The organism is Sulfuricurvum sp. PD_MW2, from assembly GCF_002633015.1.
In the GTDB taxonomy this organism is placed as follows: Bacteria; Campylobacterota; Campylobacteria; order Campylobacterales; family Sulfurimonadaceae; genus Sulfuricurvum.
Genome location: NZ_NSIU01000019.1, coordinates 1 through 20220 on the forward strand (window position 1 = coordinate 1; position 20220 = coordinate 20220).

The following is a 20220-nucleotide window of genomic DNA, read 5'->3' on the forward strand; positions in this document are numbered from 1 at the left end:
GTCGCCGCCTGGCTCTCAGAATTTCTTCTTCTACTAAAATAATCAAAAAAAACTTCTCACTCAAAATCAAAAGCAAATCTACTAAACTATTATCTTTATATTCACCATTCAAGCTCTAGACCTCTCTTGTCAGCTACTCTACTGTATACTTCATTCATGAATACAACACTTTATTTTCTCAGATCTTCCGAACAAAAAATCGTTACCGATATGCTTCATTATTCTATGCGTTTGGATGAAGTCAATAAAAGACTCTCCGATATACCGAAACTCTCAATCTATGAAGAGTTCTATGGCTTTACTAGCAAAGATTTAGGTCTTTATATCCTTGTAGATAACCAGATTGCAGGAGCCGCTTGGATTCGTCGTTTAAATGCGGATCACGGTACAAACGGATACATTGATGACAATACACCTATCTTGAATATAGCTGTTCTTCCAGAGCATAGAAGAAGAGGATTTGGTTCACAAATGCTTGAACAGCTCTCTATTGAAGCCGGAGCACTTTATGATCAAATCAGTGTTTCTGTGCTCAAAGATTCGTCTGTTCTATCTTTCTATGAAAAGCATGGCTTTATGCGTCACGATAACACGGTTCTAGAACAAAGTTTTATTGATGGCAAAGATGTTATCACTTTGGTAAAAAAACTTCAAAAAGCGGCAGTTATACGTCCTACAGACGGATATGATCCTAGACGTTGGATGGATTAATAATACAGAGTCGGAGTGTTAATGTTATGAGGGATGTATCGGCAAAGCCGATACGAGGTTCGGCTCAACCTTCGAAAGAAGCGCCGGCGATCACTTTGCGTGATACAGTATATGGGATCAACGCAGCTGCGCGTGATTGTTTGATAGCGATTGTAACCATGTCTTGGTGACGTTTACAGTTACCTGTAAGACGGCGTGGCATGATTTTGAAACGCTCAGAGAGTGAATATTTCAAAGAAGCTACATCTTTGTAGTCAATGAAATCAACTTTTTGCTCGCAGTATTTGCAATAACGTTTTTTGTATTTTCTTTTTTCTGACATGGTTCTATCCTTGTGCTTATTCTAAAACGGAATTTCGTCTTCGTTAATATCAATCTCCGGGAGATTGTTTTCCGGCATTCTTACCGGAGCGGGTTTAGAATACGACGGTGCTTGGTTATAAGAGGGTTTTGGTGCAGGAGCATCATATCCACCGCTATAACTGTTTCCAGCATCGTTGTAATCGTTATAACCGCCCTGAGAACCACCCTCGCCGCGTGAATCGAGCATTTGCATCGTTTCAACGATAACGGAGTGTTTGGAGCGCTTTTGGCCGTTTGTTTGGTCAACCCATTGTTCAAAACTAAGTCGTCCCTCTACCAGGATTTTAGAACCCTTGCGAAGGTATTGGTTGGCTACTTCACCTGAACGGCCGAAAAAAGTGATGTCGACAAAACAAGTCTCCTCTTTTTTCTCACCGTTCAACGTAAATTTGCGGCTGGTCGCAATAGCGGTTTTAGCGATTGCCGAACCGTTTTGCGAATAACGCAGTTCGATGTCGCGGGTAAGATTTCCAACCAAAATGACTTTGTTATACATAGGTTTTCCTTAAAGGGCTTAAGAAGCTGCTTCTTCTTTTTTCTCAGCAACAGCAGCAGGTTTTTTGGTTTTTTCAACCATACCATTCCATGCTGCGATTTCACGTTTTGTATCGTATTTCATAGTTACGAAACGTAAAATTTCTTCGTTGATGCGGAAACGACGTTCAATTTCAGCGATAGAAGCTGGTGCAGCTTTGTGATACATAACGTAGAAATAACCACGAGCATTTTTCTCGATCGGGTAAGCCAATTTTTTCATTCCCATTGCGTCGCGAGCAATGATTTCACCGCCGTTTGCAGTGATCACTTCTTCAACGAGAGCGATGGTGTTTTTAATCTCTTCTTCTGTAAGAGTAGGTTTTACGATTACTAGGTTTTCGTAATGTCTCATAGCGTATGTCTCCTTATGGTGTTCGCCCCTTATGGTATTAATACAGCACGACAATCGTGTTGCAAAGAGCAAGGAACGCGCGGATTATACTAAAAATCCGCTTAATTTAAGTTTTGGTTATAAGATAGATTGGAGTTTGAGTAGGGCAGATAGAAGCAGTGACTCTTGATCCGGACTTCCGGTCGATTTCATCTTCAGTTCGGTATCAAGGAGGAGATTGATACCTCGTTTATAGCTCTCTGGAGAGATTTTGATCGAGAGGGCGGCACGCTCTTTTTCGACAAATCCGGGAAGTTTATAGCCCAAAACCAGTGCCGAATCGGCAACGCCGTGAATTTTGATCGCGCTGTTAAAGAGATAGAGTTGCGTTAAAAATCCACTGATGGCAGTAAGGAGCTGTATCTCGTTTTCTCCCGATTCGAGGAGATGGCGTAGAGAGGGGAGGAACTCTTTTTTCTCGATGACACGGGCGATGAAATGATCCAGTTTGATTTCGCTCAGTCCGAATACATGTTCGTCGATCTCTTTCATTCCGATCGGCTTGCCCAAAATGGAGAGTTTGGAGAGCTCGTTGCAGGCGAGGGCGAGGTCGTTGTTGTGAATGTCGAGGAGATGAAACGCCGCTTGGTTATCGAGCTGAACCCCTAAGCTTTGAGCTTCTTGCATGACAATGCCACGCGCTTCGGCAGCAAAGGGATGAAAGAAGCGAACCGATCCTGTGTGAGAGCCTTTGAACGCGGTGTCCGCCCCTTTGACATCTTCACCGTAGTAGCAGTAAATAAAGGTGTTGTCGCTGTTTTTTCCGACCAGTTCGACGAGGGTATCGAGTTCGGCTTTGGGGAGCTTCTTCTCGTGTTTGACGATGAGGAGGTTTTGGTCACCAAAAAGGGAACCCTGGGAAAGGTGGGCTTTGGCGGTATTGAAATCGTACTCGTCGTGATAAAGGCTGAGAACCGATGCCCCCTCGATTTGTGAGAGTTTGTGGGCGTAGCGGTCAATGAGAAAGTGGCTCTCTCCAAACAGCGCCATTGCTTTGGGGGCTGAATTATTTTGAATATGACGATCAAGATCTTGTCGATTCATCAGACTCCTTTTCGATATGGCGTACAAACGACGCAGTGATTTTGGCGGTGGCGAGATTGGAACTTTCGATTTTCACAATAATATCATCAAAAAGCATGAGTCCAAATTGGGAGTTAACAGCTACCTTGGCACCTATAATTACATCGTGTATCTCGGCAATGAACGGCTCTTCGGCGCGCATGATACGCGCTTTGAACTCCTGACCGATCACGGTGGCTGCCCAGCGGGCGAATTTGCGTTCATGGAAACGGATCTCAATGTCACTGGCCTCACGCTCTTTTTCGCTGATCGAGGTGCACAGCGATTCGATATTGCGAAGAACATACGATCCCTCTTCGGTATCGTGTGATTGAATCGCTTTGAGGAGACGATGGACGATCAGGTCACTGTAACGGCGGATTGGGGAGGTAAAATGGGTGTAGCGATCGAATCCCAATCCAAAGTGTCCCATGTTATAGGGGGCATAGCGTGCCTGCATCTGAGCGCGGATGATGAGGGTGTCTACTTCGCTCACCAGATCACGCCGCTCCGCTTCTGCTTGAATTGCCATGATCGTCTCTTTGATGGATCCTTGGGATTCGACAAAAATCCCGATACTGGCTAGTTCGGTATAAAGGCTTTGGAGTTTCATCGGAGAGGGCGATTCATGGATACGAAATACTCCCCGCTCGTACATCGAAGCAGCGGCTTTGTTCGCGAGGAGCATACAATCCTCGATTAGAGCATGTGATGGGGTCTCGACGGCAAATTCGGTCGATACGATGTTCTGCTCTTCGTCAATCCGCATTTCCAGCTCGCTGGAGCGGAAGTTGTACCCTTTTTTCATCCGCTCTTCCCGCAGTTTCCCCGTTAGAACGTTGAGATCATTGATATAGGCCAAAGCTTTTGCTTCTTTGTCGTTTTGGGCGCTTAGGTGACCCTCCAAATAGGCGTCGATCTCTTCGTAGGTGAAGCGGCGATGGGAGTGGATAATCGACTCGTACAACTCGAACGAATCCATCTCGTAGGTGGTGGGATCGATATGCATCTCAAATGTGTATGCGAGGCGGTCGACATTGCCTTGCAACGAACAGAGTGTTTCGCTGAGTTCTCGGGGAAGCATTGGGATGGAGCGGTGCGGCAGATAGATTGAAAAACTGCGGTAAATTGCTTCGGCATCAATGGCACCGAAAGGGTGGACGTATTCGCTGACATCGGCGATGGCAACGTAGAGGGTGGACGTTTCGGGGACATAACAGATCGCATCATCGTAGTCTTTGGCGGTGACGGGATCGATCGTACAAAAGGGGAGGTGACGGAGGTCACGGCGTGAGGGGTACTGCGACGCATCCACCTCTTTGGGAAATTCGCGTGCCATGGCGAGTACATCATCTTCGAAAGCGTCGTGTTTGTTGTAGAGGGCGAGGACGATTTTCTCATCCACTTTCGGGTCACTGAAGTTTCCGAGATAGGCGGCGATAGTTCCGCTTTGGTTGTTGATCTGATAGAGTGACCCCTCGGTGGTTTCGGGGAGGTCAGAGAGGGCAAATCCTGCGGGGTGGTCGGTGCGGATGTCATACAACCCTAGATGAGTGTTTTTGGAACTGACGACAGCAACACTGTAGGTTTCGCTTCGTCCTGCAATGATGACAACTTTTGCCTGAGGTCCGCCGCGTCGTCCGAGAAGCCGTTGCGCGATGACCAAATCGCTGCTTTTTGCCCCCATGAGGTTCGCTGTTTCGATAAAGTGGTCACGGATGCTTTCGCCTAAAGTCTGAAGATAGGCGCCGCTCTCGGACGCTAACGAGACGATCCCCGCGCGGTACTGAGAAGCAAATTGGTATTTCCCCTCCTCATGTGTGAGAAGTTTCATGGCAAACCAGTTTTGTACGTTTCCACGTTCAGACTCGGTGATATCTTGGTCATACAGACCATGGGTAAGACGAATTAGGAGTGATTTCATAAAGTTATTATAGTCAATAAAAACTTCTATGATAGAATAACTCCTTTATTTTTACAAAGGAACTATAGCTATGACATACGAAGCGATTTTAAATCAACTTGGATATACGCCTAATGAAGCTCTTGCGGAGCAACTTTCACGGATTGAGAAAAATACATCAGGGTATGAGAAAATCATCAAACATATTTTGGATTTGCACGAAGCGTTGAAAACGGATGAATCGTATGTAGCAATGTCTAACACAAATGACTATTTTAAGATCAAAATCGATGCAACGAGCGAAGTGAGTGCGAGTGATGCGATGGAAAAAATCAACCATTTCGCCGATAAATATAAAGTTAACCTACAAAAAGTGGACGGAAAACCGACCTATTATATTGTCGGATTTGCGGCGTAAAATTTTTTACGTTGATGGCGAATCTGTTGGAGCAGCCGAGTGCATGGCTTCAACGGATTGAGCTAATAATTCTTCTGCACTTAGTCCGGCCCCAATCTGGATAATTCCCATCAGAATATGTTCATTTTTTGCATTTGGGTCTGCGTCGATAAAAATTGCTTTTGAGACGAGACGGTTAAAGCGTTCCGTCGCTATTTCAGCTTCCGTTTCGTTTGTATGACGTAATAAAATCGTAAAAATACCATTCCCATAGTATGATATTGAGTCACTTCTGCGAAGCGCGTTCGCTAGAACATTTCCCATATGCCGCACTAAATTTGCATACGTTTTGGTATTTTTAATTGAGAGTGAATTATTGGAAAGAGAGATAGAGATTAAAGAGCTTTCGTAGGCTGAATTATTGCAAAGTTCTCGCTCTTTTTCAATCAGAGTCAAAAAGTATTTTTTGTTGAAAACGCCTAAGGTTGCATTGTAAACACTCATATTTTTGGCTGTTTTGATAGAGGTTGCAACCGTTCCGTAGAGTTCTTTTATCGATGAAGCTTGTTTTTCCAAAGAGGTTAAAAATTTTTCTAAAACCGTTTCAACCGAAGAGGTTACGTCCAGTAGAGTCTCTTGATCTGCATTCGAAGCAACCATATCTTTTTTCGTCTGGATAATTTTTTTTAAAAGGGTGGTGTTTTTGTAAACGTTGGAGCCTTGAGTCAAAATCAGTTTGACCGCTTTCGCCCCTTGAGTTAAAGAACGTTCATATTCGAAACTTTTGTGGATCGCTTCATCGGCATGATGGGTGATAGAATTGATCTGTTTGCGAAATTCATCATTTTTCTTTTCGAGAAGCTTATCAAAATAAAAAGTAAAATTTTCCGGCAGAGCGGGGATATCGTTTGCTTTTAGCTCGTTAATGATTTCATCTGCAAGAGAGTAGAGATCGGTTTTAATGTTTTGCATGATACTTTATCGTATAAAATTTTTGTAATTAACCTTGTTTAGCATTACGAATTATTTCACTTTTGAGTTGCAACTTTGTTGCATTTTAGAATCTTTGTTCATCTGTAGTCGAAGCTAAGATTCGATATATTTTCAGGATATTTTTTAAAAAGCGGATAAAAAATGAACCATAAAGAGCCGATGAGTACGAGAGGATATGATGAACTGTTACGTGAATTTAAATATTTAAAAGAGGTTGAGAAACCGCGTGTCAATCAAGAAAAACAGCGTGCCGCCGAGTTGGGAGACCGAAGTGAAAATGCGGAGTACCATGCTGCAAAAGAGAAACTTCGACATATAGACAAACGTCTGTTTTATCTCAATTCGATGATAGAAAAAGCGCAGATTATCGATCCCTCTTTGCTTGAGCATTCGCGTGCTCATTTCGGAGCGACGGTTACGATTATGGATGTCAATAGTGAAGAAGAGTTTGTCTATACGATTTGCGGAACGTTAGAGAGTGAACCCGAAAATGCGTTAATTTCAGTTCATTCACCGCTTGCGCGAGCAATGTTAGGCAAAGAGGAAGGAGATGAATTCAGTGTCCATCTCCCCGCCGGAAAAAAGAGTTACGAAGTGATTGCAGTTACCTATATAGATATTTATACACTTAAAAAAAATATCCGTACTGAAAAAGAGTTCGGGTTTCACTAAGGGCTATTTGATCTCGATTTTTTCACTTCCTCTTTACTCTCCAACTTTTCCATCGATGCAAAAAGGACACTTTTGCTTACACGGGTTCTTTTTTCGGATGTGAGTGGAGTTATTGTCGCATGGGCGAGGAGCGGAATCGTTCCTAATGCAATTAAAAAAAGACGTTTTGACAAAGTCATGATAAACCTCCAAGAATAATTTCATGATAAAATTTAAGTTGATTTTGTAAATAGAGAGTAAATTAAGGGGGCACTGTTGAACCCTTTGGTATAATCGCACCAATTTTATTATTTTACTCAAGGAAACTGCCGTGAGCACTCCCCTTCCAGACATCGAAAAAGTTCTCAAACAACATAAACTCTCACTGGGAGATTATGACCATATCAAAAAAATTCTCGGACGTGAACCGAATCTCGTCGAAATCGGGATTTTTTCAGCCATGTGGAGCGAACACTGCAGCTACAAATCGTCTAAAAAACATTTGAGTGGTTTCCCGACAAAAGCACCGTGGGTTATTCAAGGTCCAGGTGAAAATGCGGGAGTTATCGATATCGGCGGCGGGTATGCGGCAGTTTTCAAAATGGAGAGTCACAACCACCCGAGTTTTATCGAACCGTATCAAGGTGCCGCGACAGGTGTCGGAGGTATTATGCGTGACGTCTTTACCATGGGAGCGCGTCCGATTGCTAACCTAAATGCGCTTCGTTTCGGAAACGTATTGAATCAAGATGATATCAGTGCACATCAACGTTATTTGGTTCGCGGAGTCGTATCGGGTATCGGCGGATACGGTAACTGTATGGGGGTGCCGACGATCGGTGGTGAAACGAGTTTTGATGAATGCTATAACGGTAATATTCTGGTGAATGCATTTACTCTCGGTCTTGCAAAAAGCGATGAAATTTTCTACGGGCGTGCTGAGGGGATTGGAAATCCGGTTATCTATGTCGGTTCTAAAACAGGGCGTGACGGTCTCGGCGGTGCGGTCATGAGTTCGGATAGCTTCACTGAAGCATCCAAAGGGCTTCGTCCGACTGTTCAGGTAGGAGATCCGTTTACCGAAAAACTTCTCCTTGAAGCGTGTTTGGAACTTTTCAAAACCGATTATGTTGTCGGGATTCAGGATATGGGTGCGGCTGGTTTGACATCAAGTTCATTCGAGATGGCGGGACGTGCAGGAAGCGGTATGATCATGCATTTGGATAAAGTTCCTGCACGCGAACAGGGGATGCAACCGTATGAGTTCATGCTCTCCGAATCGCAAGAACGTATGTTAATCTGTGCGAAAAAAGGGACAGAACAAGCGATTATCGATATTTTTGAAAAATGGGATCTTGACTGTGCCGTTATCGGTGAAGTTACGGCTACGGGTAAAATGGAGCTGTTCTGGCATGGAGAGAAATGTGCAGAAGTTCCTGTCGATCCGGTGAGTGAAGAAGCACCGGTACTAGATCGTCCGATGAGCCGCCCCGCATATCTTGATGAGATTGCGAATGTAAAACTCAGCGATTTTGAAGCAGTTGATAACCAGAGCGCATTTGAAAAATTGATCGCGTCGATGGAAGTCGTGGATAAAGGGTGGATTTATCAGCAGTACGATTCGATGGTACAAACCAATACCGTCAAAAAAGGCGGTGAACTGGATGCTTCGGTTATCCGTATCAAAGAAAACGGTGTCGCATTGGCGATGAGTGCGGATTGTAACGTTCGTTATTGTTTTATTGATCCAAAAGCCGGAGCGGCCGCTGCGGTAATCGAGAGCGGTCGTAATGTCGCGATGAGCGGCGCGACTCCAAAAGCGATTACCGATTGTCTCAATTACGGTAATCCGGAAAATCCGGAAGTGATGTGGCAGTTTGCACAAGGATGTTTGGGGATCAAAGAAGCATGTGCGGAATTGAATACTCCGGTTATCGGCGGAAACGTATCGCTGTACAATGAAACCAACGGAAAATCGGTTTTTCCTACCCCATCCATCGCGATGGTAGGGGTCAATGATGATCAAAACAACGTATTGTTGTCGACGTTCCAAAATGAGGGAAATGTAGTTTACATCGTTGGTGAAAACCGCTCTGAATTCGGCGGATCTTTGTATATGAAAGAGCTCTATAATGTTGTCGCAGGAACCATTCCGACCATTGATTATACTAAAGAGCGCGCATTATGGAATCTTGTCATCGAAGCGAATAAAAAAGGATTGCTTGAAGCGGCAAAAGATTGTAGTTCTGGCGGAGCGGCAATTGCATTGGCGAAAATGGCATGTGTCAGCGGAAAAGGGATTGGCGCAACGATGAACGTGAACGATCCGCGTGATATTTTCGCAGAAAGCATGAGCCGTGCAATCATTGAAGTGGCTCCGGAGAATTGTGCGGCATTTGAAGCGATGGTCGGATCATTGGATTGCCAAAAAATCGGTACAATCGGCGGAGATACTTTTAGTTTCAATGATGTAACAATGAGACTTCCTGAGATGCAAAACATCTACTACAACACCTTCAAAAAAGTGATTGAAGGCGACCTCTAATAACTATCAGTTAAAATGCATGTGGAGTGCCAACTTCACATCGCTCTACAACTACACTTTTATATTTAAGATTACATATCGATAAATGAGGAATACTTTTTGCATGCAGATGCGCATGAAAAAGTTACTCAAAAGATTATTTCGGATTCGATCCAAAAACAAGTGTGAATTTTATATTACCAATCTAAGTTATCGTTGCGGCGAATAGAAGAAAACGGAGGAAAAATACGCTCCCAAGAGGGGAGGACAGCTACTCTTTGAGACGCTCTATTTTAGCACCGAGTGCACGGAGCTTTTGTTCAAGATTTTCATATCCGCGATCGAGATGGTAGATACGATGGACGTTTGTTGTCCCCTCAGCTGCCATTGCTGCCAATACCAATGCGCTTGATGCACGTAGATCGGTTGCCATAACATCAGCTCCGTAGAGTTCACACGGTCCGATAACGGTAGCAACGTGACCACTGAGTTTGATATCAGCTCCGAGACGTTGTAATTCACTGACGTGCATAAAGCGATTTTCAAACAATCGCTCATCGATACTGCTTGCCCCTTTGGCCAACGTTGCAAGGGCTAGAAATTGTGCTTGCATATCGGTTGGGAAAGCCGGGTACTCTTGGGTGATGATGTCTACATGTTTGAGTTGTGCAGCAGGATGAATCGTCATCGTATCAGCGCTACATTCGACACGGCATCCCATTTGTTCCAATTTGGCCGTAACGGCATCAAGATGATCAGGGCGGACACGCTCTAATGTAATCGTAGAGTTTGTGATCGCTCCCGCACACAGATAGGTTCCCGCTTCAATACGGTCAGGGATAACTTCAAAATCGACCATATCGATAGTTTTTCCGCCTGTTCCGACGATTGTGATTTCAGATGTTCCGATACCGGTAATATCGATACCGCTGTCACGTAGGATTTCACACAGTTGTACGACTTCAGGCTCTTTAGCACAGTTGACAAGAACTGATTTGCCGTGTGCCAGTGCTGCCGCCATAACGACATTTGCTGTTCCGGTCACAGTAATTTTATCGAAAATGATATGAGCTCCTTTAAGCCCCTTCGGTGCTACGGCATGAACGTATCCCGCATGGATTGTGATCGTTGCTCCCATCGCTTCCATCGCTTTGAGGTGTAGATCGATCGGACGTTGACCGATAGCGCATCCGCCCGGCAAAGAGACTTCACAGTGACCGAAACGTGCGAGAAGCGGTCCAAGGACAAGTATAGAAGCACGCATCGTTTTGACGATATCATAGTTCGCCATCGTGTGATTGACGGTAGAGGTGTCAATATTCAGTACATGATCTTGCAATGTACAGCTTGCCCCGAGATTTTGGAGAAGTTTTAGAAGGGTTTTGATATCGGCCACTTCAGGCATATTGGTGACTTTGAGCGGATTGTGGGCTAAAAGCGCCAACGTGATAAGTGGTAATGCGGCATTTTTCGCGCCGGAGATAGTAACGGTTCCGCTAAGTTTAGTCGGCCCTTGAATTCGTAAATAGTCCATTAAATTCCCACAATGATAAAAAGTGACGTATTATAAGTCAAGCTAGGTTAAAATTATCAAAATCATAGAGGTAATGGAGGGATAAAACGTGAGTTCAGCATTGGATCGTTTAAAAAACCTCACTGCACAAATCTCCAGTTACGAATTGGAACGCAAAAGCAACCTCAAAACTCTCGAAGAACTTTATCGAAAATTGGGAATTCATGCCAAAGTAGAACAATTTGAGATGCTTTTTGACTTTAAAGCGATCAATCTCTCCGGTATTTCTCTTTCCGAAGATGATTTGGGTGCGATCAAAGAGGGGAAATACGCTCAAATTATCGCCATAATCTATGACAAAGACGCGAAAGTAAAAAATAAAAATATTTCACTAGCCTATTATGGGCGTGCCGAAAAACTAGTACCTGAACAAAAAAATGAGATCATTTCATTTGTTTTGGGATGGCGGTTTGAAAAAAGTTTCCGAACATTGGAACACTATCATAATCTTATCTCTCATCTGAAATCTCAAACGACACACTAAACGATGCTGATATTTCTTGATACCGAAACAACGGGAGTGGAACCCAAAGATAGAATTTGTGCGTTGGGACTGATCTACGATCAGATCAATCATTTTGAGTTGATCAATCCTGGGAAAAAGATCCCTCCTTCCGCCTCTGCAATCCACCATATTACCAATGAAATGCTCACGGATGCTCCTGCATTTTCTTCCTCTGCGAGTTATCAAAAACTCCGAGAACTCAATAGTACTGAGAATGTGCTGGTATCGCATAATGCCCCGTTTGATTTAGCGATGCTGGAAAAAGAGGGATTGACATGGCAGGGGAGGGTGATTGATACGCTCAAATGTTCCAAATCACTGATGGATGATTTGGAGGGGTACAGCCTGCAATTTTTGCGATATGAACTGCGGCTTTATCGTCATGAACGTGAAATTTTTGAAGCGTATAATCTTCTTATAACTCCCCACCATGCACTCAGCGATGCATTACACACCAAAATGGTACTGGAATATCTTCTGGATTTGGCGGATAGTGAAAGACTGATAGAAATATCCAAAAGTCATGTTCTCTTGACCCGTTTGCCATTTGGAAAATACGCTAAAAAGCGGATCGAAGAGATTGCTCTCAAAGACCCCGGATATCTGAAGTGGATGAGTGATAGTTTAATGGATATGGATGAAGATTTGCGTTATAGTATCGATTATTATTTGAGAGGGAAGTGATTTGAAAGTAGCGATTCAGTGTGATTCACCATTGTTGCAACGTTCATTGGAACTTTTTTTGGAAGGGAATCTAAGTTCGCTTCGTCAATGTGATATTTTGATTCGTGACAAAAATATAGATGATGATCAATATCCTACATTTGTAATCGGTTCCGATGAATCTTCCGATCTTCTTAAACCCTTTTCTAAAGCGCAATTATTGCATGCGTTAAACCAAAAATTCGAGTCAAAGCACGATGTTTCATTTCCGTCAATCGAGGAGCGAGTATCTTCAAATGACGAAAAAATAAGCTTTGAAATTTTGGAACGTCATATTGATAAATTGACCCGTGAATACCAATCTAATATTTTAAAAGCGATACGTGCATTTTATGAAAAATAATCCAACTATTACCAAAAAAATCATTGCCGGAAAATACAAAGGCAAAACGTTAAAGCTCCCTTCAAAAGAGACGACACGCAGCTCAAAAGCGATTGTTGTTGAATCTTTTTTTAACACGTTGCAGTTTGACATTATTGACTCAGTCTTAGTTGAAGTATTTTCGGGAAGCGGATCGATTGGATTGGAAGCTCTCAGTCGAGGGGCTAAAAAAATTATTTTTATGGAAAAAGATCGGGATGCGATCCGTACTCTGCGTGAAAATATCGCGCAAACCGACCCACGTGCCTGCGAGGTGGTTGAGGGAGATAGTTTTACCAATATTGTCCATGTTAAAAAACGTCTTTCCACACTCAACGAGAGTGCTTTTATCTATGTTGATCCCCCTTTTTCCATTCGTGAAGGGATGGAAGAAATTTACGACAAAACCATCGATATGATCGCTTCGATTCCTCTTGAGATAGCGACTTTGGTTATTATCGAGCATATGAGTACACTTGAATTACCTGATTCTATCGGCCATTTTAATCGTATCAAATCAAAACGTTTTGGAAAAACGTCACTCACTTACTACGCATAAGCCATTTTTGGAATAGCCTTTGCTTAATCCTTTCATCATAAAGGATGGGCATGCGAATTATCGGTTTACTTTTTTGTTTACTAACTATTGCACACGCGACACGTATCAGTGAAGTAGCGAATATTGTCGGTGTACGGGATAATCAAATTATCGGTTATTCTTTGGTCGTCGGTTTGAAAAAAACCGGTGACGGTACAACCTCTAAATTCACCCTCCAATCAATCGCGAATATGCTTAAAGCGATGAATATCGATATGAATCCGGTAGACATCAAATCCAAAAACGTTGCAGCGGTTGTTGTTACCGCTAAATTTGCCCCGTTCGCTCGTCAAGGCGATTCATTTGACGTTACCGTATCTTCTATCGGTGATGCTAAATCGCTCGAAGGCGGAACATTATTGATGACTCCGCTCAAAGGGGTTGACGGCAAAATTTATGCATTAGCACAAGGACCACTGAGCATCGGTGGAAAAAATGACAAAGGTGCTGGTGCAGAATCTCACCCGACGGTAGGGATGGTTTACGGCGGCGGTTTGGTTGAACGTGAAATTGCTCAGGATTTATATCATCAAAACAACGCAACACTCTCATTGAAAGAATCCAATTTCGCAAATGCGGTAGCGATTCAAAATGCTATTAATGCAAAATATCGATCACATGCAGCAACAGCGATCGATCCGCGAACGATTCAGCTTCAACTTCCAAGCAATAAATCAATGGTTGAATTTTTGGCTGAAGTTCAAAGTTTGAATATCGATTATACGCAAGATCAAAAAATTATCATCAATGAACGTACGGGGACGATTGTTGCCGGTGTCGATGTCGAGGTTAAGCCGGTGGTCGTGACACAGGGAAGTTTAACGGTAAAAATTTTGTCTCAAAATGAAGTTTCAAAACCTGCAGGAAGTGTCGCGATGGATAAAAGTCTCGTTATCGGGTTAAATGAAAATGAGATTTTCACCGAAAAAGGGACAACAACTGTTGCCAATATCGCCAGATCGCTTCAAAAAATGGGTGCAACGCCTAAAGAGATGATCTCAATTTTTCAGGCAATGAAAAGTGCCGGTGCAATTTCGGTTGATTTGGAGGTCATCTAATGGATATAACGAATGTCGGGTATCAAAAATCGCTTCCTACGATAGGCTCAAAAGAGGGAAATAAAGCACTCAAAGAGAAGACAGATCAATTTGAAGCAATTATCGTAAAAATGATGTTGGATGAAGCGATGAAAGATGAAAAAAATGTTTTTACGAGCTCAAACGATCCGGGTGACAAGATTTATAAATCGATGTACCGTGAAGAACTTTCAAACGCAAGTGCCGGGGGATTTGGTTTTTCACAAATGCTTTATGACAACCTCAGTCAAAAGGGTGTGAAAATAGATAAATAAATTAAATTTTTATAGTTTTTTGCCGATATGGTTGTAGACATCATAAACGCAAAATAAGGATTCAACATGATAGGAAGTGTAAACGGGTCGCTCCTAAAGGCGACGTATCAGGAATCGACAATAAAAACAAAAGAGCAGGAGAAATCCACGCAATCTATTTCGAAACAAGGTGACACTAGCCGTATCGATGAGCTAAAAGCTTCTATCGAGAAGGGCGAATATCGTGTCGATATCGAAGCGTTAGCCAAACGCATCGCACAAGAACTGACTTAAAATACAGGAGTTTATGATGTTGTCTTATCAGTTGCAGAGCGCTATCAAAGATCTTGAAACTCTCATTTCTTTGTCACAAGAAGATATCGCAGATATCAAAGAAGCAAAGCACGATCCTCAATTTGACCGACTAGCGCTCAAAGAGGAAAAAATCAAAAGTTTTGAACAAAAAAAGGCGATGATCGATCGTGAAATTTCAAAACTGATGACTCAAAATCCTTCACATGCTCTCTCTGAACTTTTAGATAATGAACAACATCAACAACTCGACTCACTCAAAGAACATCTCTCTACGTTGCGGGAAGTCAATCAACAGTACGCAAAAATGGTTCTCAGTGTAGGCTCTTTTTATAATGCTCTCTTGGAACGATTGGTTCCGACACAAATGCAAGGGTATCAAAAAGTAGCACGTTCTGAAGCGTCATTTTTGGAAGTGCGAGCATAAGATGGCATCCATTTTCAACGCATTAAATATCGGATATAGCGGATTAAATGTAGCACAAATCGGTATTGATACAACAGGTCACAATATTTCCAATGCCGAAACAGAAGGATATTCTCGCCAACGTGTTGTTACAGCTGCCGCAACACCGATCTATTCTCAACCTGGAGCGGTAGGGAACGGAGCACAAATCACCGAAATCGCTCGAGTATTTGATGATTTTGTCTTTACCCGTTATGCCAATGCTGCACAAAGCAAAGAGAATTCCGATACGTTGAAACGAAATCTTGAGGAGTTGTCCTCGTATTTTCCTGAGATCGATAAAATCGGTATAAAAAACGATTTGCAAAACTATTTCAATGCATGGCAATCGCTTGCTGCAAATCCGAGTAATACATCTCTCAAAGAGTCATTGGCTCAGCAAACACAAACCTTGTCGCAACATATTCAAGAGACGCGTTCAAAAATACATGATTTGCAAACCTCATTGAATGATCAAGTCAAAGTGAACATCGATGAAGTCAACCGTATTACAGAACAAATAGCAAAAATCAACTCCAGGATCAATGAAGCCGAATCTATCTCGACAATGAATGCCAATGATCTCAGAGATGAGAGAAGTCAGTTAGAATTGAGTTTAAATAAGTTAGTTGGTGCCAAAGTTATTGTCGGACAAATCGAAACCAATAATGTGATTGATAGCAATATAGCGATAAAACAGGGAAGCTATACGATACAAGTAGGTGGTTTCAATATCGTTGATGGCAGTACATTTCATCCTATCGGTTTGAACAATATCGATAATCCAAACGGTTACAATGACATTTATTATGAACGTCAAGACGGTGTTCGTGTTCCGTATGCTGAACATATTACCGGTGGAAAAGTGGGTGCATTACTTGAGCTGAGAGGCTCTAAAATCGGTACAAATGGAGAATTCCAAGACGGATTTTTGCAAGAAACCATTAATAATATGGACAGTTTCGCCAAAGGTCTTATCGAATCTACCAACAGTATTTATGCACAAACGGCGACAAAGGCCATGCAATCGAATGTACTTGGTTTTTCTAATAATCAATCGCTTATGAGTACGGATGAAAATTTCAAAACAGGTTCATTTGATTTAATTGTATACGATATCAGCGGCAAAGAGGTCGGTCGTCGGAGTGTTACAATTGATGAGGGGACGTTAATAGATAACTCTGCCTTATCCACAAATAGCATTGTCAACCAAATCAATTCTGCAAAAGATGATAACAAAGACGGTAATGCATTGAATGATATCAACAGTATGTTGAATGCAACATTCAATGCTAATCAAAAAATATTTTCAATCGCGCTTCAAGGATCATACGCCGATCAAGGTTACACTTTCGCGATTCAAGACAATGGAACGAATTTCGCCGGTGTAACCGGAGTGAACCGTTTTCTTGATGGTAATAGTGCAAAAAGCATTGGATTGAACAGCGCAATGAAAGATGATACCAGCAATATCAAAGGGTACGCTTCTCCGGCAAACGGCGATAACCAGACAGCTCTTGATATCGTTCAATTACAGTTTGGATCGGTAACTTTCGGTACCGGATTTAATAAAACGACAGATACCGTGTATGGTTACTTTGACAATATGGTTACTAAAGTCGGAACAAAAACGAATGCTGTTATCGCCAATAATGATGCCATTACAGCGCAATACAATGCGATAAAGCAAGAACAAGACTCTATAAGCAAAGTCAGTATCGATGAAGAGATGGCAAATTTGATTCGTTATCAAACCTCTTATGGTGCAGCTGCGAAAGTCATTACAACGGTTGATCAAATGATGACAACTCTTTTAGGCATAAAAAGCTGATGCCACTTTATAGCATTACCGTATTAGTTACGGTGATTCTTTTCTCATTTGCTGGACCGTTTTTTTATACGCTCAGCCCACATGTACTCGATTCACAATCAATATTGCTTTCTCCATCACTTAGTCATTGGTTCGGTACGGAAAGGTTAGGACGCGATCTACTGGCACGTTTGATGGTTGGTGGACAAATTTCTTTGACTATCGGATTTATGAGTGCTTTGGTTGCGACATTGATAGGCTTGATTTATGGTGTTAGTGCTGCACTGTTTCGAGGTGGATACGATAAGCTATTTATCATAGTCGTTGATCTTTTTTTAACGTTTCCAACACTGTTTTTGCTTTTGACGTTGGTGAGCTATGTGAATGCATCAGTTTGGATACTCATTGTCATTATTTCAATCACCGGATGGATGGGGACGGCACGTTTGATACGTTCCGAGAGTTTTGCTATCGCATCGAAACCATTTATCCGTATCCTTCACATTGGAAAGGTACATCCGATTAAAATAATATTCAAATATTATGCTCCTCTTTTGGCTCCGATTGTATTGGTGAATTTTACATTTGGAGTGGGGGGAGCTATTTTAGCAGAATCGGGACTCTCTTTTTTGGGATTGGGGATTGTTGCGCCTCAGATGAGTTGGGGAAGTATCCTCAGTGGGGGCAAAGAGGTCATTGATATCGCGTGGTGGGTGAGTTTTTTTCCGGGATTATTGATCTTTTTAGTTACATTTGCTTTAATGAATATCTCCGATGCGCTTCAAGCGCATTGGAACCAAAAAGAGATCCGTTAACTATCGAAGAACATGTCCTACGAATTTAGACATGTTGCCCAATATTTTACCTCCTCGTCGGAATCCTAAACCGCACGCTTCGTAGGCAAAAAATACGCCGGCTTGATAGCTATTGCCTGCGTTATCTTTCGGCAATTCGACATATTCTTGATAAATCGGTTTAAAGTTGCCATACGGACCGTCATTGGATTCGAGTGTGCTGCCTGCAGCGTCTATAATCCGTACATTGGCACCTTCTCGTCCAAACATCCGTTTTTCAACATGAGAAATTCCTTGGAGCGGTTCGAATGATGTTTTGAGCAGATACGGCGAATCAGGGAAAAGATCGCACAGAATTTTCATCATCCCTTTGGATTGAAAGAGGAGTGTGTAGGCGGGATTGAGAATAATCGCTTGTTGATTATTCATGATGGTAGTGAGGAGTGTTGCAAGTTCAGGCTCTTCAATCGCAATCTCTTCCCACGGAAAGAGTTTGAACCAATATTCGTAGTTGATCTCTGCACTATCGTAAATTCCATTCTCATCGAATTTAACGCCGCCCAGCGGCTCAAATCCTGTTTCAAACCCTGCATCGATTGCCATCTGCTGCAATAGACGAACCGTTTGTTCCTCTTCAATGTTTCCGCTAGCAGAGCTAAAAAGGATTTTCCATCCTTCATACAAAGCATCAAATTTTTCGGTATCGTCAAACAGCGTGACAAGACGGCGAAAATTTTCGCTGATTGCTTCATAAATCGAGTTAAATTGACGCTCTTCGTCCATATTATTGTGTTTGAGAAGTGCCCATTGCAAGATGGCTGTTTCGAAAAGAGCCGTTGGGGTATCGGCATTGAACTCAATGAGTTTAATCGGTTTTCCATCAATCCCTCCCGCAAGATCAAAACGTCCATAAAGGTGCCAGTGGACATCGTTTTCCCAGCTCTTTTTGATCGGGTCGATCAGATTGAATGGAATTCCGAGATCAAAAAAGAGATTATTATCGATGACGTATTGAGCTGCGGTAGCATACATATCGTAGAGTTCGTTTACCGCTTCATAATAATTTTCCGCTTCCGCATCGGTGAGCACAACCAATTCATCCGCAATGTATTTGCTTTGATCAGAATCGGTATGCCAACCGAAACCCATTTGTTCTAATGTTGCATCGTTGATTGGATTTATTTTTTGTAACGTTATCATATCAACCTCCAAAACTGCTGCTGCTTGAGGTGCTTTTCGCGGCCGAATTTCCAAAGAAACTTTTTTTCTGCGTTGAAGAAGAGGCCGGAGTACTCATGCCGCTTGCTGAGCGATGGTAGGCGGAGCGGTTGGACATGTCCTGATGTTTACGGACATTCGCATTATTCATGAGCGCATTTCCGATCATGTTACCCAATAATGCCCCTCCGGCAGCTGCGAGGATGGTCCCTGCCAACCCCATACCTTCGCTGTGGGGCTCTCCATTGAGTTCAGACTGACCCGATTCCATTTTTTTGTACTCTTGATCCGCCATCTCTTTCATTTCGGCTTCCGTCAAGACACGTTCGTGCACGGTTCCATTTTCGTCTTTAGAACGGATAATTGCACGACTAGGGCCTTCGGTAGGCATCTCTTCTACAATGACATATTTGCCGTTTGTGAGTTGTTCCACGACCAAAAATTTATTTTTTGCTTCGGCAGCTTTTTCTTCGGCAGTTTTTTCTTCTGGAGCGCTTTGACATCCGCTAAGAGCACTAAGGACGACAAATCCCATGGTTCCGAGCATAATATGATTTGCAGAGGTAAAAGGTTTCATTTTGACTCCTATCGTAATTGTTTTAAATGTTTGGAATTGAGTTTAAAAATTTTGGAGGCGCTTTTTTCCGATAATCCTCGATAATCTTCGACAATGATATCGGAGACATGGTAACAAAAATCTGGGTTGTAGTGTTCTCCGCTTTTGTTGGCCGAAGTCGAAAAGAGCCATCCGTAAGGCTTTATAAGACATGCGTGTTCCAAATCGCTGACAAATCGAAACGCTTGATTTTTGAGGACAAAAGTGGTTTTACGGCTATGTCGGATTCGGTGTTTGTGGATGGGCGGAATACGGATATCAGAGCGAAGAATTTTGAGTTCTGCATATACTTTGAGAAAAGGTTTATTTCCATTGCGCATTTTGATCTCTTCAAGACGAGATGCGTCTTGCGAGAGAAATCCGACGGTAGTGTCGGTTTGAGCAAGGATGATTTTGTCCATTG

The 20220-nt window shown here is 42.6% G+C and carries 24 protein-coding genes; 14 read left to right on the forward strand and 10 right to left on the reverse strand.

Features of this window, described 5'->3' with window-relative positions; translation table 11 throughout:
- The first annotated feature begins 156 nt into the window (after nucleotides 1–156).
- Nucleotides 157–711: a GNAT family N-acetyltransferase gene (locus CJD30_RS08705; protein ID WP_294918387.1), complete on the forward strand. Its 555-nt coding sequence runs from the start codon at nucleotides 157–159 to the stop codon at nucleotides 709–711.
- Nucleotides 712–775: 64 nt separating this feature from the next.
- On the opposite strand, the gene rpsR is transcribed toward CJD30_RS08705, so the two are convergent.
- The 5 genes from rpsR to CJD30_RS08730 form a co-directional block, all read right to left on the reverse strand.
- Nucleotides 776–1033 (reverse strand): 30S ribosomal protein S18, encoded by a 258-nt coding sequence (rpsR, locus tag CJD30_RS08710; protein ID WP_013459534.1) that lies wholly within the window; start codon nucleotides 1031–1033, stop codon nucleotides 776–778.
- 21 nt (nucleotides 1034–1054) lie between these two features.
- Nucleotides 1055–1570: a single-stranded DNA-binding protein gene (locus CJD30_RS08715; RefSeq protein ID WP_294918388.1), complete on the reverse strand. Its 516-nt coding sequence runs from the start codon at nucleotides 1568–1570 to the stop codon at nucleotides 1055–1057.
- Between the two features lie 18 nt (nucleotides 1571–1588).
- Nucleotides 1589–1963, reverse strand: a complete 375-nt coding sequence (gene rpsF / locus CJD30_RS08720) for a 30S ribosomal protein S6 (RefSeq protein WP_294918389.1) — start codon at nucleotides 1961–1963, stop codon at nucleotides 1589–1591.
- A 117-nt stretch (nucleotides 1964–2080) separates the two neighbouring features.
- Nucleotides 2081–3046, reverse strand: a complete 966-nt coding sequence (gene holA / locus CJD30_RS08725) for a DNA polymerase III subunit delta (RefSeq protein ID WP_294918390.1) — start codon at nucleotides 3044–3046, stop codon at nucleotides 2081–2083.
- Complete coding sequence (locus CJD30_RS08730) at nucleotides 3027–4988, reverse strand: ribonuclease R family protein (RefSeq protein ID WP_294918391.1); 1962 nt, start codon at nucleotides 4986–4988, stop codon at nucleotides 3027–3029. Before CJD30_RS08730 ends, holA begins: the two co-directional genes overlap by 20 nt.
- Nucleotides 4989–5058: 70 nt before the next feature.
- On the opposite strand from CJD30_RS08730, the gene CJD30_RS08735 reads away from it, so the two are divergent.
- On the forward strand, nucleotides 5059–5385 hold the full coding sequence (locus CJD30_RS08735; protein ID WP_294918392.1) for a hypothetical protein: 327 nt from the start codon (nucleotides 5059–5061) through the stop codon (nucleotides 5383–5385).
- 6 nt (nucleotides 5386–5391) lie between these two features.
- On the opposite strand, the gene CJD30_RS08740 is transcribed toward CJD30_RS08735, so the two are convergent.
- Nucleotides 5392–6336 (reverse strand): diguanylate cyclase, encoded by a 945-nt coding sequence (locus tag CJD30_RS08740; RefSeq protein WP_294918393.1) that lies wholly within the window; start codon nucleotides 6334–6336, stop codon nucleotides 5392–5394.
- Between the two features lie 162 nt (nucleotides 6337–6498).
- On the opposite strand from CJD30_RS08740, the gene greA reads away from it, so the two are divergent.
- Together greA and purL are read left to right on the forward strand one after the other, a co-directional pair.
- Nucleotides 6499–7029, forward strand: coding sequence for a transcription elongation factor GreA (greA, locus tag CJD30_RS08745; RefSeq protein ID WP_294918394.1), 531 nt, complete (start codon nucleotides 6499–6501; stop codon nucleotides 7027–7029).
- Nucleotides 7030–7339: 310 nt separating this feature from the next.
- Nucleotides 7340–9553, forward strand: coding sequence for a phosphoribosylformylglycinamidine synthase subunit PurL (purL, locus tag CJD30_RS08750; protein WP_294918395.1), 2214 nt, complete (start codon nucleotides 7340–7342; stop codon nucleotides 9551–9553).
- 250 nt (nucleotides 9554–9803) lie between these two features.
- Here the strand turns inward: purL and murA are convergent, their stop codons facing one another.
- Entirely contained in the window at nucleotides 9804–11066 is a 1263-nt protein-coding gene (gene murA / locus CJD30_RS08755) for a UDP-N-acetylglucosamine 1-carboxyvinyltransferase (protein WP_294918396.1), read from the reverse strand.
- An 88-nt stretch (nucleotides 11067–11154) separates the two neighbouring features.
- Between murA and CJD30_RS08760 the strand changes: the two genes are divergently transcribed.
- From CJD30_RS08760 to CJD30_RS08805, 10 genes are all read left to right on the forward strand, one after another.
- Nucleotides 11155–11589: a hypothetical protein gene (locus CJD30_RS08760; RefSeq protein WP_294918397.1), complete on the forward strand. Its 435-nt coding sequence runs from the start codon at nucleotides 11155–11157 to the stop codon at nucleotides 11587–11589.
- 3 nt (nucleotides 11590–11592) lie between these two features.
- Entirely contained in the window at nucleotides 11593–12294 is a 702-nt protein-coding gene (locus CJD30_RS08765; protein ID WP_294918398.1) for an exonuclease domain-containing protein, read from the forward strand.
- A 1-nt stretch (nucleotide 12295) separates the two neighbouring features.
- Entirely contained in the window at nucleotides 12296–12676 is a 381-nt protein-coding gene (locus CJD30_RS08770; protein WP_294918399.1) for a hypothetical protein, read from the forward strand.
- Entirely contained in the window at nucleotides 12666–13253 is a 588-nt protein-coding gene (gene rsmD, locus CJD30_RS08775; RefSeq protein WP_294918400.1) for a 16S rRNA (guanine(966)-N(2))-methyltransferase RsmD, read from the forward strand. The genes CJD30_RS08770 and rsmD overlap by 11 nt, the downstream gene beginning before the upstream one ends.
- A gap of 50 nt (nucleotides 13254–13303) precedes the next feature.
- Nucleotides 13304–14350: a flagellar basal body P-ring protein FlgI gene (locus CJD30_RS08780; RefSeq protein ID WP_294918401.1), complete on the forward strand. Its 1047-nt coding sequence runs from the start codon at nucleotides 13304–13306 to the stop codon at nucleotides 14348–14350.
- On the forward strand, nucleotides 14350–14643 hold the full coding sequence (locus tag CJD30_RS08785; protein ID WP_294918403.1) for a rod-binding protein: 294 nt from the start codon (nucleotides 14350–14352) through the stop codon (nucleotides 14641–14643). Before CJD30_RS08780 ends, CJD30_RS08785 begins: the two co-directional genes overlap by 1 nt.
- Before the next feature lie 66 nt (nucleotides 14644–14709).
- Nucleotides 14710–14916: a flagellar biosynthesis anti-sigma factor FlgM gene (locus tag CJD30_RS08790; RefSeq protein WP_294918404.1), complete on the forward strand. Its 207-nt coding sequence runs from the start codon at nucleotides 14710–14712 to the stop codon at nucleotides 14914–14916.
- A gap of 13 nt (nucleotides 14917–14929) precedes the next feature.
- The gene (locus tag CJD30_RS08795; RefSeq protein WP_294918405.1) at nucleotides 14930–15361 is read left to right on the forward strand and encodes a hypothetical protein; all 432 of its coding nucleotides are present in this window, start codon (nucleotides 14930–14932) and stop codon (nucleotides 15359–15361) included.
- 1 nt (nucleotide 15362) lies between these two features.
- Nucleotides 15363–17210 (forward strand): flagellar hook-associated protein FlgK, encoded by a 1848-nt coding sequence (gene flgK / locus CJD30_RS08800; protein WP_294918407.1) that lies wholly within the window; start codon nucleotides 15363–15365, stop codon nucleotides 17208–17210.
- On the forward strand, nucleotides 17210–18004 hold the full coding sequence (locus tag CJD30_RS08805; protein ID WP_294918409.1) for an ABC transporter permease: 795 nt from the start codon (nucleotides 17210–17212) through the stop codon (nucleotides 18002–18004). Before flgK ends, CJD30_RS08805 begins: the two co-directional genes overlap by 1 nt.
- Here the strand turns inward: CJD30_RS08805 and CJD30_RS08810 are convergent, their stop codons facing one another.
- Genes CJD30_RS08810 through CJD30_RS08820 form a run of 3 tightly spaced genes read right to left on the reverse strand, consistent with a single transcriptional unit; the run spans nucleotide 18005 to nucleotide 20218 of the window.
- The gene (locus tag CJD30_RS08810; protein WP_294918411.1) at nucleotides 18005–19183 is read right to left on the reverse strand and encodes a glutathionylspermidine synthase family protein; all 1179 of its coding nucleotides are present in this window, start codon (nucleotides 19181–19183) and stop codon (nucleotides 18005–18007) included. It lies immediately after the preceding gene.
- Between the two features lies 1 nt (nucleotide 19184).
- Nucleotides 19185–19778: a hypothetical protein gene (locus tag CJD30_RS08815; RefSeq protein WP_294918413.1), complete on the reverse strand. Its 594-nt coding sequence runs from the start codon at nucleotides 19776–19778 to the stop codon at nucleotides 19185–19187.
- 8 nt (nucleotides 19779–19786) lie between these two features.
- Nucleotides 19787–20218 carry a hypothetical protein gene (locus tag CJD30_RS08820; protein ID WP_294918415.1) on the reverse strand — a complete coding sequence of 144 codons (432 nt, stop codon included), beginning with the start codon at nucleotides 20216–20218 and terminating at the stop codon, nucleotides 19787–19789.
- Nucleotides 20219–20220 lie beyond the last annotated feature (2 nt).